Here is a 21,236-nt window from a genome sequence, read left to right as displayed (position 1 = left end):
CTTTAATCCGGCCTCACCGTGAGCAACTCCTGCGCCACCGCGGCGCAGGCATTCACGTGCTGGTTGCCGATCTGGCGGAACACGGCGTAGCCGATGGCTGCCGCCACCACCTGCCCGGCGAACGGCACGAAGCGCGCCACCTGCTTGGTGGCAATCTTGACGCCACTGCGCTTGAGCAGCTGGAGGATCAGTTCGCGCGACACCAGTTTTCCCACCAGCATGCCGCCCATGCCCACCGCCGCGCGGTAGGCCATCATCTTGAACTGCGGGTTGAGGCGCTCGATCTGCTCGGGCGTGAGGCCGAATTCGTGGTTGATATCGTTGATCAGCATGGAAAACAGGCCGACATCCGACATCAGGTCGATGCCGGGAATGGGAATGGCCGAGGCGCCCGCCGACATCACGGCACGCCGCTGCACCAGGCGCCGGCAGCGCTCGCGCACTTGCTCGATTTCGGTATGACTGGCCGGTATCAGGGTCCAATCGGTACTGCTCTTGTCTGCCATGCGCGTTTCTCCGCTAGTAGGGGGTAGATGAACAAGTGTAACGTAAAGAATGTGGCCGCTGATTTCACTGGACACAGTTGCAATCTCTGTTATATTTCACTTGAGCATTCCTTAACATTACGATAAGCAGAGCGGACCGTCTGTTTGTTGCTACACATTCCAGCCCATTATGCGAATTGCCGTACTCGATAGCGACCATAGTCAGGCAGAACTGATCTGCCAGGTGCTCACCGCCGCCGGCCACGCTTGCCACGAGTTTCAAAGTGGCAAGGAAATGCTGGGGCAATTGCGCAAGGACAGTTGCGACATGCTCATCCTCGACTGGCATGTGAGCGATCTGGACGGTGCCGAAGTATTGCGCCGTGCCCGGGAAAAACTGGCGCCGAAGGCGCCCGTGTTGTTTATGACCAACAGCTCGGGCGAAGATGATGTGGTGGCCGGCATGACGGCCGGCGCCGACGACTACATGATCAAGCCCTTGCGGCGCAGCGAACTGACTTTGCGCACCCAGGCGCTGCTGCGCGTGGCCTACCCGGCGCAGAATGGGGCCGAGTACTTGCAATTTGGTCATTACACGTTTGAAACCCGCCCCAGCCGCCTGCTGAAGGATGGCGAAGTGCTGGACGTGACGCACAAGGAATTCGCCCTGGCGCTGCTGTTTTTCCGCAACATGGGCCGTCCCCTGTCGCGCGCCTACATCCATGAAGCCGTGTGGCAGCGCGACACGGCCCTGCCCTCGCGCACCATGGATACCCACGTCTCGCGCGTGCGCAACAAGCTGCAGCTGAAACCGGAACACGGCTACCGCCTCGTGCCCGTCTACAGTTATGGCTATCGCCTGGAAAAACTGGGCGGGTGACGCCCACGCATCCGGACGAAAACAGGCGAACTGCTCAAAGAGCGGGCACAAGGCGTTATAATGTCGGCATAAGAATTCCCAACAGCCCTGAAATGCAACTGCTCGCCGTCGGCCTCAACCATACCACCGCCCCAGTGTCGCTCCGCGAACAGCTGGCGTTTGCGCCTGAGCATCTGGGTTCGGCGGTGATGGCGGCGCGTACCTGGTTCCAGCGCATCGACCTGCGCGACAACGACGAAGCGGCCATTCTCTCGACGTGCAACCGCACCGAGCTGTATGCGGCCAGCCATGTGCCCAATCCGCTCGACGCGGGCGCGCATTTCCTGGCCGACTACCACAAGCTCAACTACAGCGAGCTGCGCCCCCACTTATATATGCTGCCGCAGCACGATGCCGTGCGCCACACCTTCCGCGTCGCCTCCGGGCTGGACTCGATGGTGCTGGGCGAAACGCAGATCCTGGGGCAGATCAAGGACGCCATCCGCACGGCCGACGAGGCGGGCGGCCTGGGCACGTATCTGCACCAGTTGTTCCAGCGCAGTTTTTCCGTCGCCAAGGAAGTGCGTAGCAGCACGGAAATCGGCGCCCACAGCGTGTCCATGGCGGCCGCCGCCGTGCGCCTGTCGCAGCGTATCTTCGACAAGATCGCCGAGCAGAACGTGCTGTTCATCGGCGCCGGCGAAATGATTGAATTGTGTGCCACGCACTTTGCCGCGCAAAATCCGAAAAGCATCACGATTGCCAACCGCACCATGGAACGGGGCGAGGAACTGGCGCACCGCTTCAACGGCAAGGCGATCCGCCTGGCGGACTTGCCAGAAATGCTGCACCAGTTCGACATCGTCATCTCGTGCACGGCATCATCGTTACCGCTGCTGGGCCTGGGCCTGGTCGAGCGCGCCATCAAGGCGCGCCGCCACAAACCCATGTTCATGGTCGACCTGGCCGTGCCGCGCGACATCGAATCGGAAGTGGGCCGCCTGAACGACGTCTTCCTGTACACGGTCGACGACCTGGGCAAGGTCGTGCAGACGGGCCTGGAAAGCCGGCAAGCGGCCGTGGCGCAAGCCGAGACCATCATCGAAACGCGCGTGCAATCGTTCATGAGCTGGGTCGACGACCGCGCCATGGTGCCCGTCATCCAGCATTTGCATGAAAACAGCGAAGCGCTGCGCCTGATGGAAGTGGAACGGGCGCGCAAGATGCTGGCCAAGGGCGCCGACATCGACGCCGTGCTCGAAGCGCTGTCGAAGGGCTTGACGGCCAAGTTCCTGCACGGTCCGCAGCAGGCGCTGCACCATGCGCAAGGCGACGAGCGCAAGCAGCTGGTCACCCTGCTGCCAAAATTGTTCCGTCCCCGCCGTTAGCGCAGCCCCGCTGGCCGCCCGCGCGGCCGCCCCTGCCCGCCTGCCGGGCGTGCCGGACCCGCACCATCCTTACACTCTCACCACGAATCGCTATGAAACCATCCATGCTGGGCAAACTCGATCAACTGGCGAACCGCCTGGTCGAACTCGACGAACTGTTGATGCACCCGGACGCCACGTCGAACATGGACAGCTACCGCAAGATGACGCGCGAGCATGCCGAACTGGGCCCGCTGGTGGCCCTGTACCATTCCTACCAGGAAGCGGGCAACGATATCGCCACGGCGCAAGAGATGCTGGGCGACCCGGACATGAAGGAATTCGCGCAGGAAGAAATCGAGGCGGCGAAAGCCACCATGGCGCGCCTGGAACGCGAATTGCAAACCATGCTGCTGCCGAAGGACGTCAACGACGAGCGCAATATTTTCCTGGAAATTCGCGCCGGCACGGGCGGCGATGAATCGGCCCTGTTCGCCGGCGATTTATTACGCATGTACTCGCGCTTTGCCGAGCGCAACCGCTGGCAAGTCGAGCTGGTGTCGTCGTCCGACTCCGACCTGGGCGGCTACCGCGAAGTGATCGTGCGCGTGGTCGGCAATGGCGCGTATTCGAAGCTGAAATTCGAGTCGGGCGGCCACCGCGTGCAGCGCGTGCCGGCCACGGAAACGCAGGGCCGCATCCACACATCCGCCTGCACGGTGGCCGTGATGCCCGAGGCCGATGAAGTGGAAGACGTCAACATCAACCCGGCCGACCTGCGCATCGACACCTACCGCGCCTCGGGTGCGGGCGGCCAGCACATCAACAAGACCGATTCGGCCGTGCGCATTACCCACTTGCCGACCGGTATCGTGGTGGAATGCCAGGATGACCGCAGCCAGCACAAGAACAAGGCGCAAGCCATGAAAGTGCTGGCCGCGCGCATCAAGGACGTGCAGCTGCGCGAGCAGCAGTCGAAGGAAGCGGCCACGCGCAAGAGCCTGATCGGCTCGGGCGACCGCAGCGAGCGCATCCGCACTTACAATTTCCCGCAGGGCCGCCTGACGGACCACCGCATCAATTTGACCTTGTATAAGCTGGACTTCATCATGGATGGGGATTTGACGGACTTGACGAATGCTTTAGCCGCCGAACACCAGGCCGAGCTTTTAGCAGCGCTCGGTGATTAAGTAGCCCCAAGCAAAGGCTGGGGTCAGACCCGCCGGGTCTGACCCCGCGTTTAAGTAGCGGCTAAGCAATAAAAATCCGGCCTTGTGCGAAAATGACCAGCTCGATTCCATCCACCTCACCGTGTCGCCCATGAAAAATTCACGCACCGTCCTCCTGTCGATCGCCGCCCTGTGTTTCCTGATGCTGGGCGTGGCCATGTATTTGCAGCATGCCATGCACATGGCGCCGTGCCCGCTGTGCGTGATCCAGCGCTACCTGTTCCTCGCCATTGGCATCGCCTGCCTGGCTGGCGCGGCCGCCAAGCGGCCGAAAATCGGCGCCGGCATCGGTATATTGGCGGCCCTGGGCGGCCTGGGTGTGGGCGCCAAGCATTTGTACGTACTGGCGCACCCCGGCTTCTCGTGCGGCATCGACCCTGTGGAAACGGCGCTGAACAAGATCTTCACGGCCGAACTCATGCCCTTCATGTTTGAATCGTATGGCGCCTGCGAAAACGCCGGCGAGCCGTTTTTCGGCCTGTCGATCCCGCAATGGGCGTTCATCTGGTTCGCCATCTTCGCCATCGGCCTGCTGTGGACCTTGCTGCGCCGTCAGAAATAATTGAAAGCACCATGCCAGAAACACTGATCCCCGCCGGCAGCACTGTCGGCGCGCTGCAAATCCGTCCGCTGCTCGATCCGCTCGACAACCGTATCCTGCTGGGCCACGCGCTGGGCTTGTCGCGCGTCTCGCTGATCACGCAATCGGAGCGCGTGCTCACTTCCGATGAAACAGAACGCCTGTCCGGCTTGCTGGCGCGCCGCCTGCAAGGCGAGCCGATCGCCTACATCGTGGGCCAGCGCGAATTCTTCGGCCTGCCGTTCGAAGTCAACGACGCCGTGCTGATCCCCCGCCCCGACACGGAAGTGCTGGTGGAACTGGCGCTCGAGCGCCTGCCACCGGGCGGACGGGTGCTCGACATGGGCACGGGCAGCGGCGCCATCGCCGTCGCGCTGGCGTACACGCGGCCCGACGCCGTCGTCACGGCCCTGGACGTCAGCAGCACGGCGCTGGCCGTGGCGCGCCGCAACGCCAGCGCTAACGGCGTCAACATCACCTTCATGGCCAGCGACTGGTTCGAAGCGCTGGGCACGGAAAAATTCGACCTGATCGTCTCGAATCCCCCCTACATCGCCAGCGGCGACCGCCACCTGGCCGAAGGCGATTTGCGCTTCGAGCCGGCCGGTGCGCTGACCGACCACGCCGATGGCCTGTCGGCCCTGCGCACCATCGTGGCCGGCGCCGCGCGCCATCTGGCGTCGGGCGCCTGGCTGCTGATGGAACACGGCTATGACCAGGCACCGTCCGTGCGCGCCTTGCTGGCCGACGCCGGCTACAGCAAAGTGCAGAGCTGGCGCGACCTGGCCGGCATCGAGCGCGTCAGCGGCGCCCGCCTGGGCTGACCCATCCACGTGCGCGGGGCTTGATCCGGCAACGCGCCAGATGCTCCGCAGTTTGTTAAAATATCAAGCGAATTCCTGACCGAAGCGCCGCCCCTCTTGCCCGGGGCGGACGCTGGCGACGCGGCGTTTTTTGGGCCGGCGCCGACGCATTTGCCAAAATTCGGTTAATCTCAGCACAAATTATTTATATGCTGCACAAGAAAGGAAGCTCAAATTGCCCAACCTGTTGACTCGCCGCCTGGCATTGCTGACCGAAGATGCCAACCGCGCGCTGCTGGGCGGCTTGCGCGGCATCGAGCGTGAAACCCTGCGCGTCGACCCTGCCGGCCATCTGGCTTCCACGCCCCACCCCGCTGCCCTGGGCTCGGCGCTGACGCACCCTGAAATCACCACCGACTACGCCGAAGCGCTGCTCGAATTCATCACCCCGGCTGAAAGCGACATCGCCACGACATTAAGCAAGCTCGATACCGTACACCGCTACGCGTACAGCCGCCTCGGTGACGAGTTGCTGTGGAGCCAGTCGATGCCCTGCCAGTTGCCGCCCGAAGCGCAGATCGAGATCGCCAACTACGGCAGCTCGAACATGGGCATGCTCAAGCACGTCTACCGGCGCGGCCTGGCCTTGCGCTACGGCAAGGCCATGCAATGCATCGCCGGCATCCATTACAACTATTCGCTCGACGAACAGCTGTGGCAAGTGCTCGCCAGCAACCCGGACACCAGCGCCAGCCCGACGCAGGCAGCTGCCTCGCCGAAAGACGTGCAGTCGGAAAGCTATCTGGCGACGATCCGCAATTTCCGCCGCTACAGCTGGCTGCTGATGTACCTGTTCGGCGCTTCGCCGGCCCTGTCCAGCGGTTTCCTGCGCGGCCGTGCGCACAAGCTCGACACCTTGTCCGACGACACCCTGTTCCTGCCGTACGCCACCAGCCTGCGCATGAGCGACCTCGGCTACCAGAACGATGCCCAGTCCGGCCTGCGCCCGCACGAAAACAGCCTGGAAGACTACGTCAGCGCCCTCACGCACGCCGTCAACGACCCGTATCCGCCGTATGCGGCGCTGGGTACAAAGAAGGATGGCGAGTGGATTCAATTGTCCACCAACGTGCTGCAGATCGAAAATGAATACTATTCGACCATCCGCCCGAAACGCGTGATCCGCACGGGCGAGCGCCCCATCCAGGCCCTGTGCCTGCGCGGAGTGCAATACATCGAAGTGCGCTGCATGGATGTCGACCCGTTCGAACCGGTCGGTATCAGCCTGGAAACGGGGCGCTTCCTCGACGCGTTTTTGCTGTTCTGCGCGCTCGACGACAGTGCGTCCATCTCGGCCGAGCAAAGCGCCTGCTACACGCACAATTTCGCGCGCACCGTCAAGGAAGGCCGCACGCCGGGCCTGACCCTGCGCCGCGACGGCGCAGACATCACCCTGCAGGCCTGGGGCGAAGAATTGCTGGCGCGCATCGCCCCCGTGGCGGCCTTGCTCGACGCGCGCATTGGCGGCACGGCGCATGCGGACAGCCTGGCGGCGCAAGCCGTCAAACTGGCAGACCCGGACACGACGCCATCGGCAAAGGTATTGGCCGAGCTGCGCGCCAATGGCGGCTCGTTTGCCGCCTTCGGCCTGCGCCAGAGCGAGCGCCATGCCGCCTACTTCCGCGCGCAGCCGGCCAGCAAGGAACAAAGCGCGTATTTCGACGCGATGGCCGCCAGCTCGCTGGCCGAGCAGCGCGCCATGGAAGCGGCGCCCGCCGGCAGCTTCGACGATTTCGTCGCCGCCTACCGCGCCAGCACCCTGTGCTCGCACACCTGACCTTGCACAAAACGTCCCGATGCTGACCTTCTACAATGAATTGCACAGCCAGCACCGGGGCCGCTTCGAAATGTTTCGCGGCACCATGGTGCCCTGCTTCGAGACGCCCGAACGGGCCGACATGGTGGTGGCCGAACTGGGACGGCGCAACCTGGGCCGCATCGTCACGCCGCACGGTGTACCGCTGACGTCGCTCGAACGCATCCACACGCCCCGTTACCTGCACTTCCTGCGCCATGCCTGGCACGACTGGCTGGCGCTCGACCCGGACAATGCCAACAAGGATGCCTTGCCCTCCGTGTGGCCCGTGCGCACCTTGCGCAGCGATATCGAACCGGACGACTTCACGGCCAAGCTGGGCCTGTACTCGATGGACAATGGCACGCCGCTGACGGCCGGCACGTGGACGGCGGCCAAGACGGGCGCCGACTGCGCCGTCAACGCGGCCCACGCGCTGCGCCTGGGAGAACGGGCCACGTTTGCCCTGACGCGCCCGCCGGGCCACCATGCGGGCAGCGATTTCTTTGGCGGCTACTGTTTTCTCAACAACGCGGCCCTGGCCGCGCAGCATCTGCTCGACGACGGCGCCCGCAAGGTCGCCATCCTCGACATCGATTACCACCACGGCAACGGCACGCAGAGCATTTTCTATGCGCGCAACGACGTGCTGTTCGCCTCTGTCCACGCTGATCCGCGCAGCGAATACCCGTTTTACCTGGGGCACGCCGATGAAACGGGCAGCGGCGCGGGGCTGGGCTACAACGTCAACCTGCCGCTGCCTGCCGGCAGCGCCACGGCCAACTGGTTCGCCGCGCTGGAAACGGCTTGCCTGCGCATCAATATGTACGCGCCCGACGCGCTGGTGGTGTCGCTCGGTGTGGATACCTTCGTCGGCGACCCGCTGTCGCACTTCGCCTTGCAAAGCGGCGACTACCTGCGCGTGGGCGAACGCCTGGCGCATCTGAACCTGCCCACCGCCTTCATCCTCGAAGGGGGCTATGCGGTGAAGGAACTGGGCATCAATGTGGTGAACGTGCTCGAAGGCTTCGAGACGGCCGACTAACGCTACATATTGCGGAACAGCGCCATGAACGGCTGGCTCACGGCCAGGGTTTCCGGCCGCGTTTTCAGGCGCAAGACGCCGCGTCCCACCTCGTCGCGCGTGACCGCCGCCACCATCTTCATGTTGACGATGGTGGAGCGGTGAATCTGCTTGAAAATCGCCGGATCGAGCACGTCGAGCAGTTCGCGTATCGGCTTGCGCAGCAGCGCCTCGCCGTCCGCCGTCATGACGGCCGTGTACTTGGTGTCGGACTGAAAATAGGCGATATCTTCCACCATGATCAGGCGCGTGTCCTTGCCGCTGCTGGCCGTCAGCCACACCAGCGGCGGCGACTTGGCCGCCGCCGGCAAGGCGCGGCTCAATTGCTGCAGCAGGCCGGCCAGTGCGCCGTCGCCCGCCTGGGCCTTGCCGGCCCGCACCTGCAGGCGCTGCAAGGTCGCTTGCAGGCGCTCGCGGGCGATGGGTTTCAATAAGTAATCGACGGCACCGTTGTCGAAGGCATCGATCGCGTACTGGTCGTAGGCGGTGACGAACACCACCTGGGTGGCGGGACTGGCTTCGAGCGCGCCAGCCGCCACTTCCAGCCCCGTCAAACCCGGCATGCGGATATCCAGGAAGGCAACGTCGGGTCGCAGGGTGGCGATGGCGTCGAGCGCCGTGCCGCCGTCGTCGCAGGCGGCGACGATGCGCAGTGCCGGCCACTCTTCGGCCAGCAAGGCCACCAGCGCATCGCGCAGCAGGGTTTCATCTTCGGCGATGACGCAGGTCATGCCGCTCAAGGTGTCATCCATACGACACTCCTTGCGCCGTGCTGTCAGGCACCGTGATGGTGGCCGTCACACCATCGGGGAAATTGGCGACTATGGCAAACGCGGCGGCATTGCCGTAGGTCAGGCGCAGGCGTTCGCGCACATTGCGCAGGCCGTTGCCCGTGCCGGCGCCATCGTCGCTGAAACCCTTGCCGTCGTCGGCCACCGTGACGATCACCGTGCCATCGCCGCTGCGCGCCATGATCCAGATGGTGCCGCCGCCGCTCTTCGGCTCCAGGCCATGCTTGATGGCGTTTTCCACCAGGGTTTGCAGCATCATCGGCGGCAGCTCTGCCTGGCGCAGGTATTGCGGTACCTCAATCTGCAGGTTCAGGCGCGCGCCCATGCGGATTTTCAGGATATCGAGGTAGGCGCGTGCCCGTTCCAGCTCCGTGCCCAGGGTCGACATGGCTTGCTCCGTGCGCGGCAGCGAGTGGCGCAGGTACAAAATCAGGTTGCCCAGCATCTCGTCGGCGCGCACGGGGTCGCTGCGCGTGAGCAGCTGCGCGCTGGCCAGGGTGTTGTACAGGAAGTGCGGCTCGACCTGCGCGTGCAGCAGGCTCAGCTTGGCCACCGTGAGTTCCTTTTCCGTCACCGTCTGGCGCGCCTCGGCCTGCTCGCCGCGCCGGCGCTGCGCCACGCGGCGCGTCAACGCCCGCGTCACCGCTTCCGCGTTTTCCAGGTTGCTGCCATGGTCGACGAGGAACCAGTCGGTCCAGGCATTGCGCGCCGGTTCGCAGATCAGGGTCACGCTGCCCGCCTCGCCATTCGGCGTGACGGTGGCGAGGATCTGGTTCGGCCGCGGCTCCAGAAAACCCAGCAGGCGCATGCGGGGCAAGCCCGTGTGCGTGTACGGCGCCGCGCGGCGTACTCTAGCCTGCACCTGCAGGCTGTCGCGCGCGCTTTCGACCACTTCGCTGCCCGGCAGTTCGCGGATAGCCGCGTCGATCATGTCGAACACCTCGCCCGCCTCGAACGGAATCTCGATCTGGCGCCGCTGGCGGCTCGACAGGGTGCCGGCATTGACGGCGCCGGCGATCAGGCGCACGCGCCGCACGTGCGAAAACGCATTCGTGATGACGGCGCTGGCCAGCAGCGCGCCGACGATGACAAAGAAGCCCTCCGTATTCCCGAAGATATAGCGCAGAAAATTCTCGACCAGAATCGCCGTAGCGATGATGTAAGTGAGCATCGTGGCCAAGGTGATGCGCAGGATAAAGAAGAGGCTAGTCATGATTTTTTCCTTGGGGTGTGAAGTGGGCCCAGCATAACCATCGCCCCCGGCGACGGTGGCCATTATGCGACGGAAGGGCAATACTGGCGACAAAGGCAAGAAAATAAAGCACAAATATGCGTCGCGTGAAAATAAAATCGCTTGCAATTAAATAGTGCGCGATATATATTGAGCACATGGACGCCGGCAATCGCTTCTGCAGACGGGCATCTTGGGGCAGCAGCCCATGAAACAAGCAGCACACTATTTAATCGTTAACTATTTAATTTACTCAAGGAAACCACCATGTCGATCAAACAAGTCCTGTACCGCGCGCAAGCCACCGCCACCGGAGGCCGCGAAGGCCGTGCCGTGTCGTCCGACAATGTGCTGGACGTCAAGCTGACCACGCCGAAAGAACTGGGCGGCAATGGCGCCGTGGGCACCAATCCGGAACAACTGTTCGCCGCCGGCTACTCGGCCTGCTTCATCGGCGCCATGAAATTCGTCGGCGGCCGCGACAAGATCGCCTTGCCGGCGGACCTGTCCATCGAAGGCAAGGTCGGCATCGGCGCCATCGACACGGGCTTCGGCATCGAAGTGGAACTGACCATTTCGCTGCCGGGCATGGAGCGCGCCGCCGCCGAAGCGCTGGTCGCCGCCGCCCACATCGTGTGCCCGTACTCGAACGCCACGCGCGGCAACATCGACGTCACCCTGACGATCGTCTGAGCACACCTGGCATAAACTGCTGCGCGTCGCCATCAAAACCGCACTGCCATGAAGGCAGCGCGGTTTTTTTTCACGTGTACCTTTAGAATGGCGCTCTTTTCCTGATTTTTCCGGAGTACGCATGATCGCCTGGCAATGGAACACGTTCGACGAACTCGGCCCCCACGCTTTGTACCAGGTGCTGGCCTTGCGCCAGCGCGTGTTCGTCATCGAACAGCAGTGTATTTACCCGGACCTCGATGGCCATGACCAGCAAGCCATGCACTTGCTGGGCTGGCAAACGGTCGATGGCCAGCGCCGGCTGGCCGCGTATCTGCGCGTGCTGGCGCCGGGCGCCAAATACGTGGAAATGTCGCTGGGCCGCGTGCTGACGGCGCCCGAAGCGCGCAGCACGGGCGCCGGCAAGCAGCTGCTGGCGGAAGGCATTGCGCGCGCCGAACGCCAGCACCCTGGCCACGCCATTCGCATCGGTGCGCAGCAATACCTGGAGCGCTTCTACCAGTCGTTCGGCTTTGTCACCGTCAGCGCTCCCTACGACGAAGACGGCATACAGCACGTCGACATGCTGCGCGCGGCGCGGGCGGCAGCATGACGACGGCCCTCATTTCCTGGAGCGGCGGCAAGGATTCCTGCCTGGCCCTGTGGCGCGCGCGCAACGCCGGCCTGCGCGTGCCGCTGCTGATCACGGCCATGGATGAAGATGGCCGCAAATCGCGCTCGCACGGCGTGCCGCCTGAATTACTCGAAGCGCAGGCAGCCAGCCTGGGTGCGCGCCTGCAGCGCTATCACGCCAGCTGGGCCAGCTACGAGGAACAATTTATCGCCATGCTGCGCGCGGCGAAAGACGAGGGCATAGCTCATGCCCTGTTTGGCGACATCGATCTGCAGCCGCACCGCGACTGGGAAGAAAAAGTCTGCGCCGCGGCCGGCCTGACCGCCCATCTGCCCCTGTGGGGCGAAGCGCGGCGCGCGCTGGTCGACGAATTTCTCGCCGCCGGCTTCAAGGCCATCGTCGTGTGCATCAATGGCCGGCACCTGCCACGCGAGTTTTGCGGGCGCGAGTTCGACGCTTCCTTCCTCGCCGACCTGCCGCCCGGTGTCGACGCCTGCGGCGAAAACGGCGAATTCCATACCTTCGTCTACGACGGCCCCGCCTTCAGTGCCCCCGTGGCGCTGCGCCGCACGCAGGTGCTGCAATATGACGCGCCAGCCGATCTGGGTGGCGCCACGTATTATTTCCAGGAACTGGCACCAGCCTGACAGAGACAGAGCCCGCAAAGCAAAAAGGGCGATTCCGTGGAATCGCCCTTGGTATTGGCAGCCCTGCGCTGGCTTACTTTTTCGACACGTTCACAAGCTTGACTTCAAACAACAAGCCCGCGTAGCCGGGAATCACCGGTGGCTTGCCCACCTTGCCATAACCGAGGTCATACGGAATGGACAGGATGCGCGTGCCGCCCACCTTCATGCCGACCAGGCCGCGGTCCCATCCCAGGATCACGAGACCCTTGCCCAGCTGGAAAGGCAAAGCCGGGCCAGACATGTTTGTCTCGAACTGCTTGCCCTTGTTGTCCGGCTTGCTCGCGTCATACAACCAGCCCGTGTAGAGCACATCCAGGGTATCGCCCGCTTCCGCTGTCGCGCCGGTGCCGACCACCACATCGGGGAAGGTGAGTTCCTTCACCTGCGTATTCGGGTCGAGCACGACCGGCTTTTCCGTGTTTGCGGCGGCGCCGCAGGCGGTCAGGGCCACGGCACAAGCGAGCGTGGCGATCAATTGAAATACCGATTTCATGGTTTCCCTTTAAATATTGGTGTGTGACTGGGGCCCGTACGGTGCGGACCGGTACGGGCTGGAGTTTAACAGGTGTCGCCGGGCCCATTTGTAAGCAGACGTAAGCACGACGCTGAATGGTGCGCCGATGCAACGCTGCCAAAATGGCCACAATATTTAGATTTCCACCTGTGTGCCCAGTTCGATCACCCGGTTGCTCGGGATCTGATAGTAGTCGGCCGCCGTGCGCGCATTGCGCGACATGGTAACGAACAGGTGCTCGCGCCATGGCATCATGCCGGCCCCCGGCGTCGAGATGATGGTCTGGCGCGCGATGAAGAACGACGTTTCCATCATCTCGAAATCGAGTCCCTGCTCGGCGCATTGCGCCAGCGCCGCCGGAATGTCCGGTTCATCCTTGAAGCCGTAATGCACATACACCTGGTAGCACTGGTGGCCCAGCTCCACCACGCGCACGCGCTCGGATGGCAACACCCACGGCTCTTCATGCATGGAGACGGTGAGGAAAATGACGCGCTCATGCAGCACCTTGTTGTGCAGCAAGTTATGCAGCAGCGCATGCGGCACGCCATCCGTTTCGCCGCGCAGGAAGATGGCCGTGCCGGGCACGCGCAGCGGCGGCGCGATGAACAGCGACGAGAGAAATTCGTTGAGCGGGATCGCGTGCTTTTCCAGGTTCTGGAACACCAGTTGGCGGCCCCGTTTCCAGGTCAGCATGATGATGAACAGGACGGCGCCCAGCAACAGCGGGAACCAGCCGCCGTGGAACAGTTTCAGGGAACTGGCCGCGAACAGGTTCACATCGATGATCAGGAAGAAGCCTGTGGCGGCCCAGCACAGCAGCAAATTCATCTTCCAGCGGTAGCGGATGACGAAGAAGGTCAGGATCGTGGTGGCCAGCATGGTGGCGGTGACGGCGATGCCGTAGGCGGCGGCCAGCTTTTCCGACGAACCAAAACCGACGACGGCCATCAGCACGACGGCCAGCTGCAGCCAGTTGACGGCAGGAATGTAAATCTGGCCGATTTCGCTTTCCGACGTGTGGCGCACGCGCATGCGCGGCAAGAAGCCCAGCGCGATGGCTTGCTTGGTCATCGAAAAGGTGCCGGAAATGGTCGCCTGCGAAGCGATCACGGTGGCCATGGTCGACAAAATCACCAGCGGATACACGCTCCAGGCGCCCAGCTGCTGGTAGAACGGATTGGAAATGGCTTCCGGGTGCGCCAGCAGCAGCCCGCCCTGGCCCAGGTAGTTCAGCGCCAGCGCGGGAAAGGCGATCAGGAACCAGGCCATGCGGATCGGCTTCTTGCCGAAGTGGCCCATGTCCGCGTACAGCGCCTCGGCGCCCGTCAGTGCCAGCACCACGGCGCCCAGCGACAGGAAGGCGATACGGCCATTGTCGAGCAGGAAAGCCACCGCATGCAGGGGATTGACGGCGGCCAGGATGCCTGGCGACTTGATGATATTGAGCACGCCCATGCAGGCGAGCGCGACAAACCATATCAGCATGATGGGAGCGAAGAAACGGCCGATGCCGGCCGTACCGTGCGACTGCACCGAATACAGCGCCACCAGCACGGCGATCGTCAACCACACCACGTACGGGCTGAAGGCAGGCGTGGCCACTTCCAGGCCTTCGATGGCCGACAGCACGGAAATAGCCGGCGTGATCACGCTGTCGCCATAGAACAGGGTGGCGCCAAACACGCCGATCACCATCAGCGGCACATGCCAGCGCGACGACTTGCTGACGGACGACAACACCAGCGCCATCAGGGCCATGATGCCGCCCTCGCCGCGGTTGTCGGCACGCAGCACCAGGGTCACGTACTTCAGCGAGACGATCAGGGTCAGGCCCCAGAAGATCAGCGAGACGATGCCCAGCAGGTTGTTATGCGTGACAGACAGGCCGTGGGCCGGGTCGAATACCGTTTTGAGGGTGTATAGCGGACTGGTGCCGATATCGCCATAGACGATGCCGACGGCAGCCAGTGTCAAGCCGACCAGGCCGCTTTTTTTGTGTTCCGACGTCAAGATTGCACCCATTTTTGTTTTGTTGCATCGCACAATATGATAGGTATTAGCAAATAGCAAGAGTATTTTTGCATGGTTCCGCAGCTGCCCCAAAGTCGTGGTTTTGTACCGCTCCGCCTTGCTGCGCGGGCTTGCGGCCATTGATTTGTTGCCATTCTACGCCTCGCCAGCGGCGCCGGGCAGCCCCCGATGTTTTCAGCCATAATGACAGACTGTCTACTCTCCAGCGAGCCCCATCATGAATCCAGGCATGTTGTACGCCTCCCTCGCCTTCCTGTGCTGGGGCCTGTTTCCCCTGTATTTCCATGCCATCGGCGAGATCGCACCACAGGAAATCCTGGCGCACCGCATGGTCTGGTCTCTGTTGTTTCTAGGCATCGTGCTGACCGTACGCCGCCAGTGGAGCTGGCTGGGTAGCCTGAAAGCGCAGCCCAGGGTCGTGGCCAGCTTCGTCGCCAGCGCGTTTTTGCTGTCCGCCAACTGGTTCATCTATATCTGGGCCGTCAACAATGGCCACGTGGTCGACGCCAGCCTCGGCTACTTCATTACGCCCCTGATCAATGTCATGCTGGGCTTTATGCTGCTGCACGAGCGCTTGCGCCGCCTGCAGTGGCTGGCCATCGGCCTGGCCGCCTGCGGCGTGGCCTGGCTCACCTGGCAAGCGGGGCAAGTGCCGTGGATCGCCCTGCTGCTGGCGGCCACCTTCGGCGGCTATGGCTTGCTGCGCAAGACGGCCGCGCTCGGTGCGCTGGAAGGCCTGTCATTCGAAACCTTGATTTTGTTTCCCCTGGCGCTGGCCTACATGCTGTGGCTGGCCTGGCACGGACAGAGCGGCTTCGTCAATACAGATTCCACCGCCACGCGCGCGCTGCTGCTGGCGTCCGGCCCCATCACGGCCATTCCCCTGCTGCTGTTTGCCGCCGGCGCGCGCCGCCTGCCGCTGGCCGTACTGGGCTTATTACAATACATCGCCCCCACGGGCCAGCTGCTGATCGGCGTGTGGGTTTTCCACGAATCGTTCACCCAAGAGCGCATGCTGGGCTTCCTCGTCATCTGGACGGCGCTGGGCCTGTATGCGGCCGAGGGGCTGTGGAACAGCCGCCGCGCGCGCCTGGCCGCCTGACCGACCCGCTCCGGCAGCGCGCAGCGCTGGCCGGAAGCGGGCGTTTACCGTATCCTGTCCGTCTTTGTATATCACCCGAGATTTCTAATGGCAAATTACGTCTACACCATGAATCGCGTGGGCAAAATCGTCCCGCCCAAGCGCCAGATTCTGAAAGATATTTCCCTCTCCTTCTTCCCAGGCGCGAAGATCGGCGTGCTGGGCCTGAACGGCTCCGGCAAATCGACCCTGCTGAAAATCATGGCCGGCATCGACACCGACATCCAGGGCGAAGCCGTGCCGATGCCGGGCCTGAACATCGGCTACCTGCCGCAGGAACCGCAGCTGGACCCGGAAAAAACCGTGCGCCAGGAAGTCGAATCGGGCTTGGGTGAAGTGTTTGAAGCGCAAGCCAAGCTGGAAGCCGTGTTCGCCGCCTATGGCGAGGAGGATGCCGATTTCGATGCCTTGGCCACCGAGCAGTCGCGCCTGGAAGCGATCATCGCCACCTCCGACGGCGGCAATTTGAATTTGCAGCTGGAAATGGCCGCCGACGCGCTGCGCCTGCCGCCATGGGATGCCAGCATCGGCGTGCTGTCCGGCGGTGAAAAGCGCCGCGTGGCGCTGTGCAAGCTGCTGCTGTCCAAGCCCGACATGCTGCTGCTCGACGAGCCGACCAACCATCTGGATGCGGAATCGGTCGACTGGCTGGAACAATTCCTGCTGCGCTTCCCCGGCACCGTGGTGGCCATCACCCATGACCGCTACTTCCTCGACAACGCGGCCGAGTGGATCCTGGAGCTGGACCGCGGCAGCGGCATTCCATGGAAGGGTAACTACTCGACCTGGCTGGAGCAGAAGCAAGCCCGCCTGAAACAGGAAGAATCGACGGAATCGGCGCGCCAGAAGGCGCTGCAGAAGGAATTGGAATGGTCGCGCCAGAACCCGAAAGCGCGCCAGGCCAAGTCGAAAGCCCGCCTGGCCCGCTTCAACGAGCTGTCCGAGCACGAGTACCAGAAACGCAACGAAACGCAGGAAATCTTCATTCCCGTGGCCGAACGCCTGGGCAATGACGTCATCGAGTTCAAGAACGTATCGAAAGCGTTCGGCGACCGTTTGCTGATCGATAACCTGAGTTTTACCGTGCCGCCAGGCGCCATCGTCGGCATCATCGGCCCTAACGGCGCCGGTAAGTCGACCCTGTTCAAGATGATTACCGGCAAGGAACAGCCGGACAGCGGCGAAGTGGCCATCGGCCAGACGGCGCGCGTGTCCATCGTCGACCAGAATCGCGGCGACTCGCTGTCGGACAGCAAGACCGTCTTCCAGGACGTGTGCGGCGGCGCCGACATGTTGACGGTTGGCCGCTTCGAAATGCCGTCGCGCGCCTACCTCGGCCGCTTCAACTTCAAGGGCGGCGACCAGCAAAAAATCGTCGGCAATCTGTCCGGCGGTGAACGTGGCCGTCTGCACCTGGCAAAAACCCTGCTGATGGGCGGCAACGTCCTGCTGCTCGATGAACCGTCGAACGATCTGGACGTGGAAACCCTGCGCGCGCTGGAAGACGCCTTGCTGGAATTTGCCGGCAGCGTGATGGTCATCTCGCATGATCGCTGGTTCCTCGACCGTATCGCCACGCACATCCTGGCATTCGAAGGCGATTCGCAGGTCACCTTCTTTGACGGCAACTATCAGGAATACGAAGCCGACAAGAAGAAACGCCTGGGTGACGAAGGCGCGAAACCGAAGCGTATCCGCTACAAGCCATTGACCACGTAATTTCGGTCCGGCCATGCAAAAAGGCAGTTACCTCGCGGTAACTGCCTTTTTTTCAGCAAACTTCTGTTAAATTAGAAGTTGTAGCGTGCGCCTAAAGCGAGACCGGTAGCCTTGCGGCCCTGGTCGGCACTCTTGCCGAAGTGTTCCACTTCCGCCGTCAGCGAGACTTTCTCGTTGAGCGCGTACTGGGCGCCGACGGAAGCGTACACGCCCGTCTTGTCGTTGCCGCTGATGCCGGTCGACAGACCCGTGCCGCTCAGGCTATTCTTGACCTTGGCCACACCGAGCTTGCCGAACACGCCCACTTTATCGCTCACCGGCATACTGGCCTTGCCGGCCAGGTAGTAGCCGTGCGAATCGCTTTTCACGGAACCGTTGCCGGCACCGGTGACATAGCTGTAATCCTTGCTGCCGAAATCGGCGTAACCGCCCTCGACCGCCCAGGTTTTATCGAAATCGTAACCGGCGAAGATCTTGGCGCCGGCCTTGTAGCCGCTGTGATTATCGGCGCTGGTGGCGCCAGGAATATCAAAATTGTAGCGGTTGCCCGTGACGCCGGCACCCACATAGGCGCCTTCGGCGTGCGCGGCGCTCATGCCGGTCAGTGCAGTAGTCGTAGCGATCATTGCAAACAGGATTTTCTTTTTCATCATGTTCTCTCTCTCAAATAGTTGACGTGCCTGGATTCGCAGTTCAGCGAAGTGCGATGAGGACACAATAACAGCCGAAAAAAGCTACGTCTTTCTCCATTCCGTAAGAACTGTGACAAGATGTAAGCAGAGATTCCAAACTGACAATAACCATAAAATGCGCACCGTTGAGCGAACTTAAGATAGACTTAAGCGCAATTTGAAATTCAGACGAACAGGAGAAGTGCATGCACAAACGCCAGTTTCTCGCGGCCGGCGTGGCCGCTGCGGCCTTGCCCGCCATCGCCCGGGCGGCGCCCGCCGGCCTGCGCGGTCCGGCCTTGCTGACCATCACGGGCAGCATAGCCAAACCCAACCGGGGTCCGTTCGACGCCGTGCGCGACCAGATGATGCACAAGCAGAAAATCAGTTTTGAGCGGGCGCGGGCATTCGACTTTGCGGCGCTGGCGAACTTGCCGGCACACACCATCCACCCCACCCTGGAATACGATGGCAAGGCGCATGGCCTGCGCGGGCCGCTGCTGGTCGATGTCTTGAGGGCGGCGGGCGCCCCGGAGGGAGATGATGTGCGCCTGCTGCTGCGCGCCGTCGATGGCTATGCGGCGGCGCTGACCATGGCGCAGGCGCGCGCACAGCGTTTTATGGTCGCCACCCACCTCGACGGGCAGGCGATGGCGCTGGGCGGCCTGGGACCGCTATGGGCGATCCATGATGCCGACCGCATCGCGGCCGTGGCGGCCCTGCCCCTGGCCGAACGATTCGCCAGCTGCCCGTGGGCGCTGTATCACATTGGCGTGGAGGCGGGTTGAAGCAAATTAAGCGTAGGCTTCCGCCATCGACATAACCCGTGGGGAGATAGTGATGCCGTGCTCCTCGAACAGCGCCGTGATGGCCGCCAAGTTGAGTGTGCACTCCTCGGTTTTCCAGCCCTTGAAGATATCCGTGCCATCCTTCTGGAAATGCAAATCCAGCACCTTGCCCCCATCCTTGTGCAGGTAGGGGGAACTATAGGTGTTCTCGTAGCCGAGCACCTTCAATTGTCCCAGCAAGGCATGCGGTGGATGATCGGGATCGGTGGCGAGGAAAATGCCAAAGGTCTTGCCCGGTGGTTTGGCGGCGATGTCGACCTCATAAATGCCGGAGGCCTTGCTGACAGACGTACTCTTTAAAAATAACATACTACACTCCCTGCGCGTGGTGTCCTGCGCCTGAAACGGACGGCAAGACAGGGGCTGTGCGCATTGATTCCCATCGTCAAATCTTATTGCTAATTTGCATCTTTGTCGACAAATCGGCACTTTTATTTGGTAAGTCGTGGTTATCTTGTCGCGGATACCAGCGCAAATTATCAATAAAGCCAGTTATCATTGCGCCAATACCAGGCCTGCTGCATACTTTTGGCTTGCGTAAAGATTGCCTTCCCGCCTGCCACTTTCACGTCTCCATGCGCCTTCTGTCGATCAAGTACCGCCTGCTCATCCTTCTGACCCTGATCCTGGGGGCGGGCTTCATGGCCACCAGCCTGGCCAGCTACCTGGCCTCGCGCCAGGCCATCGAGCATGGCATCGCCGACCAGACCTTGCCTTTGACGGGCGACAATATCTATTCCGAAATCCAGAAAGACATGCTGCGCCCCGTCTTCATCTCCTCGCTGATGGCGCACGACACCTTCGTGCGCGACTGGATACTCGCTGGCGAAAGCAACCCGGCGCAGATCGTGCGCTACTTGGCCGAGGTCAAGAAGAAATACGGCGCCATCACCAGCTTTCTCGTCTCGGACAAAAGCAGCAAATATTATTATGCTGAAGGCACGCTGAAATCCGTCAGCCCGGAAGCGACGCGCGACCTCTGGTACTACCGCGTGCGCGCCATGGACAGCACCGATTATGAAACCAATGTCGACGTGGACATGGCCAACCGCGACAGCATGACCATCTTCATCAACCACCGCGTTTATGATTACGATGGCCAGTTCATCGGCGCCACGGGCATCGGCCTGACCCTGGACACCATGAGCCACATCATCGACCGCTACCAGGCGCGCTTCCACCGCAACATCTACTTTGTCGACGGCGCCGGCGCCCTGGTACTGGCGGGCAAGACCATGCGCGACGGTCGCGGCAACATCCGCAATTTGCCTGGCGTGAACAGCATTGCCGACCAGATCATCAACCACCAGAGCGCACCGACGCACCTGTCGTACCAGCTGGGCCGTGCGCAAATCCTCGTCAACTCGCGTTTCATTCCCGAGCTGGGCTGGTATCTGGTGGTCGAGCAGAATGTCAGCGACGAAGTCAAGTCGCTGCAGGGCGTGTTCATCCTGAATCTGGCCATCAGCTTTGGCGTCACCCTGCTGGTATTGCTGCTGACCCTGTTGACGGTGAACCGCTACCAGCGCCGCATCGAACGCATCGCCTCGACGGATGCGCTGACGGGCTTGCTGAACCGCCAATCGCTGGAATTGCTGTTCCAGCGCGCCATGCTCTTGTCCAAACGCAACGAGCAACCGATGTCGGCCATCCTGTTCGACATCGATTTCTTCAAGCGCGTCAACGATACCCACGGCCACCTGTGGGGCGACAAGGTCATCCGTGGCGTGGCGGACGTGGCGCGCGCCACCGTGCGCGAAAGCGACGTCATCACGCGCTGGGGCGGCGAGGAATACCTGGTGCTGCTGAATAACTGCAGCCTGGCGCAGGCGATGGACGTGGCGGAAAACCTGCGCGCCGCCGTCGAGCAGCACGATTTCGGTCTGCCCGCGCCGCAGCACCCCGTGACGATCAGCCTGGGCGTGGCCGAGTACCGGCGCGACGAAAGCGAATCGGCCTTCTTTTCGCGCGCCGACAGCGCCCTGTACCAGGCCAAGCATCACGGCCGTAACGGCGTGCACGCCGCCTGA

General features: G+C 62.5%; 21 protein-coding genes. 14 read left to right on the top strand and 7 right to left on the bottom strand.

Annotation, left to right across the window (positions count from 1 at the left end; genetic code table 11):
• Positions 1 to 2: 2 nt before the first annotated feature.
• Positions 3 to 506: a hypothetical protein gene (locus CNX70_RS02095; RefSeq protein ID WP_096233076.1), complete on the bottom strand. Its 504-nt coding sequence runs from the start codon at positions 504 to 506 to the stop codon at positions 3 to 5.
• Positions 507 to 675: 169 nt separating this feature from the next.
• Here CNX70_RS02095 and CNX70_RS02090 point away from each other — a divergent pair, with 169 nt between their 5' ends.
• The 7 genes from CNX70_RS02090 to CNX70_RS02060 all read left to right on the top strand — a co-directional run bounded on the left by CNX70_RS02090 (position 676) and on the right by CNX70_RS02060 (position 8,223).
• Entirely contained in the window at positions 676 to 1,365 is a 690-nt protein-coding gene (locus CNX70_RS02090; RefSeq protein ID WP_096233074.1) for a response regulator transcription factor, read from the top strand.
• Positions 1,366 to 1,457: 92 nt separating this feature from the next.
• A complete protein-coding gene (gene hemA, locus CNX70_RS02085; protein ID WP_071079938.1) occupies positions 1,458 to 2,732 on the top strand; it encodes a glutamyl-tRNA reductase in 1,275 nt (424 codons plus the stop codon).
• A 92-nt stretch (positions 2,733 to 2,824) separates the two neighbouring features.
• Positions 2,825 to 3,901, top strand: coding sequence for a peptide chain release factor 1 (gene prfA, locus CNX70_RS02080; protein ID WP_071079939.1), 1,077 nt, complete (start codon positions 2,825 to 2,827; stop codon positions 3,899 to 3,901).
• A 130-nt stretch (positions 3,902 to 4,031) separates the two neighbouring features.
• Positions 4,032 to 4,502 carry a disulfide bond formation protein B gene (locus tag CNX70_RS02075; RefSeq protein WP_096238233.1) on the top strand — a complete coding sequence of 157 codons (471 nt, stop codon included), beginning with the start codon at positions 4,032 to 4,034 and terminating at the stop codon, positions 4,500 to 4,502.
• An 11-nt stretch (positions 4,503 to 4,513) separates the two neighbouring features.
• Positions 4,514 to 5,344, top strand: coding sequence for a peptide chain release factor N(5)-glutamine methyltransferase (prmC, locus tag CNX70_RS02070; protein ID WP_096233072.1), 831 nt, complete (start codon positions 4,514 to 4,516; stop codon positions 5,342 to 5,344).
• Between the two features lie 214 nt (positions 5,345 to 5,558).
• Complete coding sequence (gshA, locus tag CNX70_RS02065; protein WP_096233070.1) at positions 5,559 to 7,160, top strand: glutamate--cysteine ligase; 1,602 nt, start codon at positions 5,559 to 5,561, stop codon at positions 7,158 to 7,160.
• A 19-nt stretch (positions 7,161 to 7,179) separates the two neighbouring features.
• Positions 7,180 to 8,223 (top strand): histone deacetylase family protein, encoded by a 1,044-nt coding sequence (locus tag CNX70_RS02060; RefSeq protein ID WP_096233068.1) that lies wholly within the window; start codon positions 7,180 to 7,182, stop codon positions 8,221 to 8,223.
• Between the two features lie 2 nt (positions 8,224 to 8,225).
• On the opposite strand, the gene CNX70_RS02055 is transcribed toward CNX70_RS02060, so the two are convergent.
• Both CNX70_RS02055 and CNX70_RS02050 read right to left on the bottom strand, forming a co-directional pair.
• Positions 8,226 to 9,014, bottom strand: a complete 789-nt coding sequence (locus tag CNX70_RS02055; RefSeq protein ID WP_244199004.1) for a LytR/AlgR family response regulator transcription factor — start codon at positions 9,012 to 9,014, stop codon at positions 8,226 to 8,228.
• Positions 9,007 to 10,266 carry a histidine kinase gene (locus CNX70_RS02050; RefSeq protein ID WP_096233066.1) on the bottom strand — a complete coding sequence of 420 codons (1,260 nt, stop codon included), beginning with the start codon at positions 10,264 to 10,266 and terminating at the stop codon, positions 9,007 to 9,009. Before CNX70_RS02050 ends, CNX70_RS02055 begins: the two co-directional genes overlap by 8 nt.
• Before the next feature lie 285 nt (positions 10,267 to 10,551).
• On the opposite strand from CNX70_RS02050, the gene CNX70_RS02045 reads away from it, so the two are divergent.
• The 3 genes from CNX70_RS02045 to CNX70_RS02035 all read left to right on the top strand — a co-directional run bounded on the left by CNX70_RS02045 (position 10,552) and on the right by CNX70_RS02035 (position 12,237).
• Positions 10,552 to 10,977 (top strand): organic hydroperoxide resistance protein, encoded by a 426-nt coding sequence (locus tag CNX70_RS02045; RefSeq protein ID WP_071079944.1) that lies wholly within the window; start codon positions 10,552 to 10,554, stop codon positions 10,975 to 10,977.
• Positions 10,978 to 11,098: 121 nt separating this feature from the next.
• A complete protein-coding gene (locus CNX70_RS02040) occupies positions 11,099 to 11,569 on the top strand; it encodes a GNAT family N-acetyltransferase (protein ID WP_096233064.1) in 471 nt (156 codons plus the stop codon).
• A complete protein-coding gene (locus CNX70_RS02035; RefSeq protein WP_096233062.1) occupies positions 11,566 to 12,237 on the top strand; it encodes a Dph6-related ATP pyrophosphatase in 672 nt (223 codons plus the stop codon). Before CNX70_RS02040 ends, CNX70_RS02035 begins: the two co-directional genes overlap by 4 nt.
• Positions 12,238 to 12,310: 73 nt before the next feature.
• On the opposite strand, the gene CNX70_RS02030 is transcribed toward CNX70_RS02035, so the two are convergent.
• The gene (locus CNX70_RS02030; protein WP_096233060.1) at positions 12,311 to 12,772 is read right to left on the bottom strand and encodes an FKBP-type peptidyl-prolyl cis-trans isomerase; all 462 of its coding nucleotides are present in this window, start codon (positions 12,770 to 12,772) and stop codon (positions 12,311 to 12,313) included.
• Between the two features lie 156 nt (positions 12,773 to 12,928).
• Complete coding sequence (locus CNX70_RS02025) at positions 12,929 to 14,806, bottom strand: potassium transporter Kup (RefSeq protein ID WP_096238231.1); 1,878 nt, start codon at positions 14,804 to 14,806, stop codon at positions 12,929 to 12,931.
• Positions 14,807 to 15,044: 238 nt separating this feature from the next.
• Between CNX70_RS02025 and rarD the strand changes: the two genes are divergently transcribed.
• A complete protein-coding gene (gene rarD, locus CNX70_RS02020) occupies positions 15,045 to 15,929 on the top strand; it encodes an EamA family transporter RarD (RefSeq protein ID WP_096233058.1) in 885 nt (294 codons plus the stop codon).
• An 87-nt stretch (positions 15,930 to 16,016) separates the two neighbouring features.
• The gene (ettA, locus tag CNX70_RS02015) at positions 16,017 to 17,687 is read left to right on the top strand and encodes an energy-dependent translational throttle protein EttA (RefSeq protein WP_096233056.1); all 1,671 of its coding nucleotides are present in this window, start codon (positions 16,017 to 16,019) and stop codon (positions 17,685 to 17,687) included.
• Positions 17,688 to 17,758: 71 nt separating this feature from the next.
• On the opposite strand, the gene CNX70_RS02010 is transcribed toward ettA, so the two are convergent.
• The gene (locus tag CNX70_RS02010) at positions 17,759 to 18,340 is read right to left on the bottom strand and encodes a porin family protein (RefSeq protein WP_096233054.1); all 582 of its coding nucleotides are present in this window, start codon (positions 18,338 to 18,340) and stop codon (positions 17,759 to 17,761) included.
• Positions 18,341 to 18,564: 224 nt separating this feature from the next.
• On the opposite strand from CNX70_RS02010, the gene CNX70_RS02005 reads away from it, so the two are divergent.
• Positions 18,565 to 19,146, top strand: coding sequence for a molybdopterin-dependent oxidoreductase (locus tag CNX70_RS02005; RefSeq protein ID WP_096233052.1), 582 nt, complete (start codon positions 18,565 to 18,567; stop codon positions 19,144 to 19,146).
• A 6-nt stretch (positions 19,147 to 19,152) separates the two neighbouring features.
• Here the strand turns inward: CNX70_RS02005 and CNX70_RS02000 are convergent, their stop codons facing one another.
• Entirely contained in the window at positions 19,153 to 19,515 is a 363-nt protein-coding gene (locus CNX70_RS02000) for a hypothetical protein (RefSeq protein WP_096233050.1), read from the bottom strand.
• Positions 19,516 to 19,781: 266 nt separating this feature from the next.
• Between CNX70_RS02000 and CNX70_RS01995 the strand changes: the two genes are divergently transcribed.
• Positions 19,782 to 21,236 (top strand): sensor domain-containing diguanylate cyclase, encoded by a 1,455-nt coding sequence (locus CNX70_RS01995; RefSeq protein ID WP_096233048.1) that lies wholly within the window; start codon positions 19,782 to 19,784, stop codon positions 21,234 to 21,236.

The organism is Janthinobacterium svalbardense (assembly GCF_002327145.1).
GTDB lineage: Bacteria > Pseudomonadota > Gammaproteobacteria > Burkholderiales > Burkholderiaceae_D > Janthinobacterium > Janthinobacterium tructae.
The sequence above is the reverse complement of the archived record's forward strand: the minus strand, read 5'-3'. Positions and strand labels throughout refer to the sequence as shown.

Bases quoted from the DNA above. Each gene is read 5' to 3' on its own strand.
- CNX70_RS02035 (WP_096233062.1), top strand. From the start codon at position 11,566: ATGACGACGGCCCTCATTTCCTGGAGCGGCGGCAAGGATTCCTGCCTG.
- CNX70_RS02055 (WP_244199004.1), bottom strand. From the start codon at position 9,014: ATGGATGACACCTTGAGCGGCATGACCTGCGTCATCGCCGAAGATGAA.
- CNX70_RS02045 (WP_071079944.1), top strand. From the start codon at position 10,552: ATGTCGATCAAACAAGTCCTGTACCGCGCGCAAGCCACCGCCACCGGA.
- rarD (WP_096233058.1), top strand. From the start codon at position 15,045: ATGAATCCAGGCATGTTGTACGCCTCCCTCGCCTTCCTGTGCTGGGGC.
- CNX70_RS02010 (WP_096233054.1), bottom strand. From the start codon at position 18,340: ATGATGAAAAAGAAAATCCTGTTTGCAATGATCGCTACGACTACTGCA.
- CNX70_RS02000 (WP_096233050.1), bottom strand. From the start codon at position 19,515: ATGTTATTTTTAAAGAGTACGTCTGTCAGCAAGGCCTCCGGCATTTAT.
- CNX70_RS02030 (WP_096233060.1), bottom strand. From the start codon at position 12,772: ATGAAATCGGTATTTCAATTGATCGCCACGCTCGCTTGTGCCGTGGCC.
- CNX70_RS02095 (WP_096233076.1), bottom strand. From the start codon at position 506: ATGGCAGACAAGAGCAGTACCGATTGGACCCTGATACCGGCCAGTCAT.
- hemA (WP_071079938.1), top strand. From the start codon at position 1,458: ATGCAACTGCTCGCCGTCGGCCTCAACCATACCACCGCCCCAGTGTCG.
- CNX70_RS02075 (WP_096238233.1), top strand. From the start codon at position 4,032: ATGAAAAATTCACGCACCGTCCTCCTGTCGATCGCCGCCCTGTGTTTC.
- CNX70_RS02060 (WP_096233068.1), top strand. From the start codon at position 7,180: ATGCTGACCTTCTACAATGAATTGCACAGCCAGCACCGGGGCCGCTTC.
- prfA (WP_071079939.1), top strand. From the start codon at position 2,825: ATGAAACCATCCATGCTGGGCAAACTCGATCAACTGGCGAACCGCCTG.
- CNX70_RS02090 (WP_096233074.1), top strand. From the start codon at position 676: ATGCGAATTGCCGTACTCGATAGCGACCATAGTCAGGCAGAACTGATC.
- CNX70_RS01995 (WP_096233048.1), top strand. From the start codon at position 19,782: ATGCGCCTTCTGTCGATCAAGTACCGCCTGCTCATCCTTCTGACCCTG.
- CNX70_RS02050 (WP_096233066.1), bottom strand. From the start codon at position 10,266: ATGACTAGCCTCTTCTTTATCCTGCGCATCACCTTGGCCACGATGCTC.
- prmC (WP_096233072.1), top strand. From the start codon at position 4,514: ATGCCAGAAACACTGATCCCCGCCGGCAGCACTGTCGGCGCGCTGCAA.
- ettA (WP_096233056.1), top strand. From the start codon at position 16,017: ATGGCAAATTACGTCTACACCATGAATCGCGTGGGCAAAATCGTCCCG.
- CNX70_RS02040 (WP_096233064.1), top strand. From the start codon at position 11,099: ATGATCGCCTGGCAATGGAACACGTTCGACGAACTCGGCCCCCACGCT.
- CNX70_RS02005 (WP_096233052.1), top strand. From the start codon at position 18,565: ATGCACAAACGCCAGTTTCTCGCGGCCGGCGTGGCCGCTGCGGCCTTG.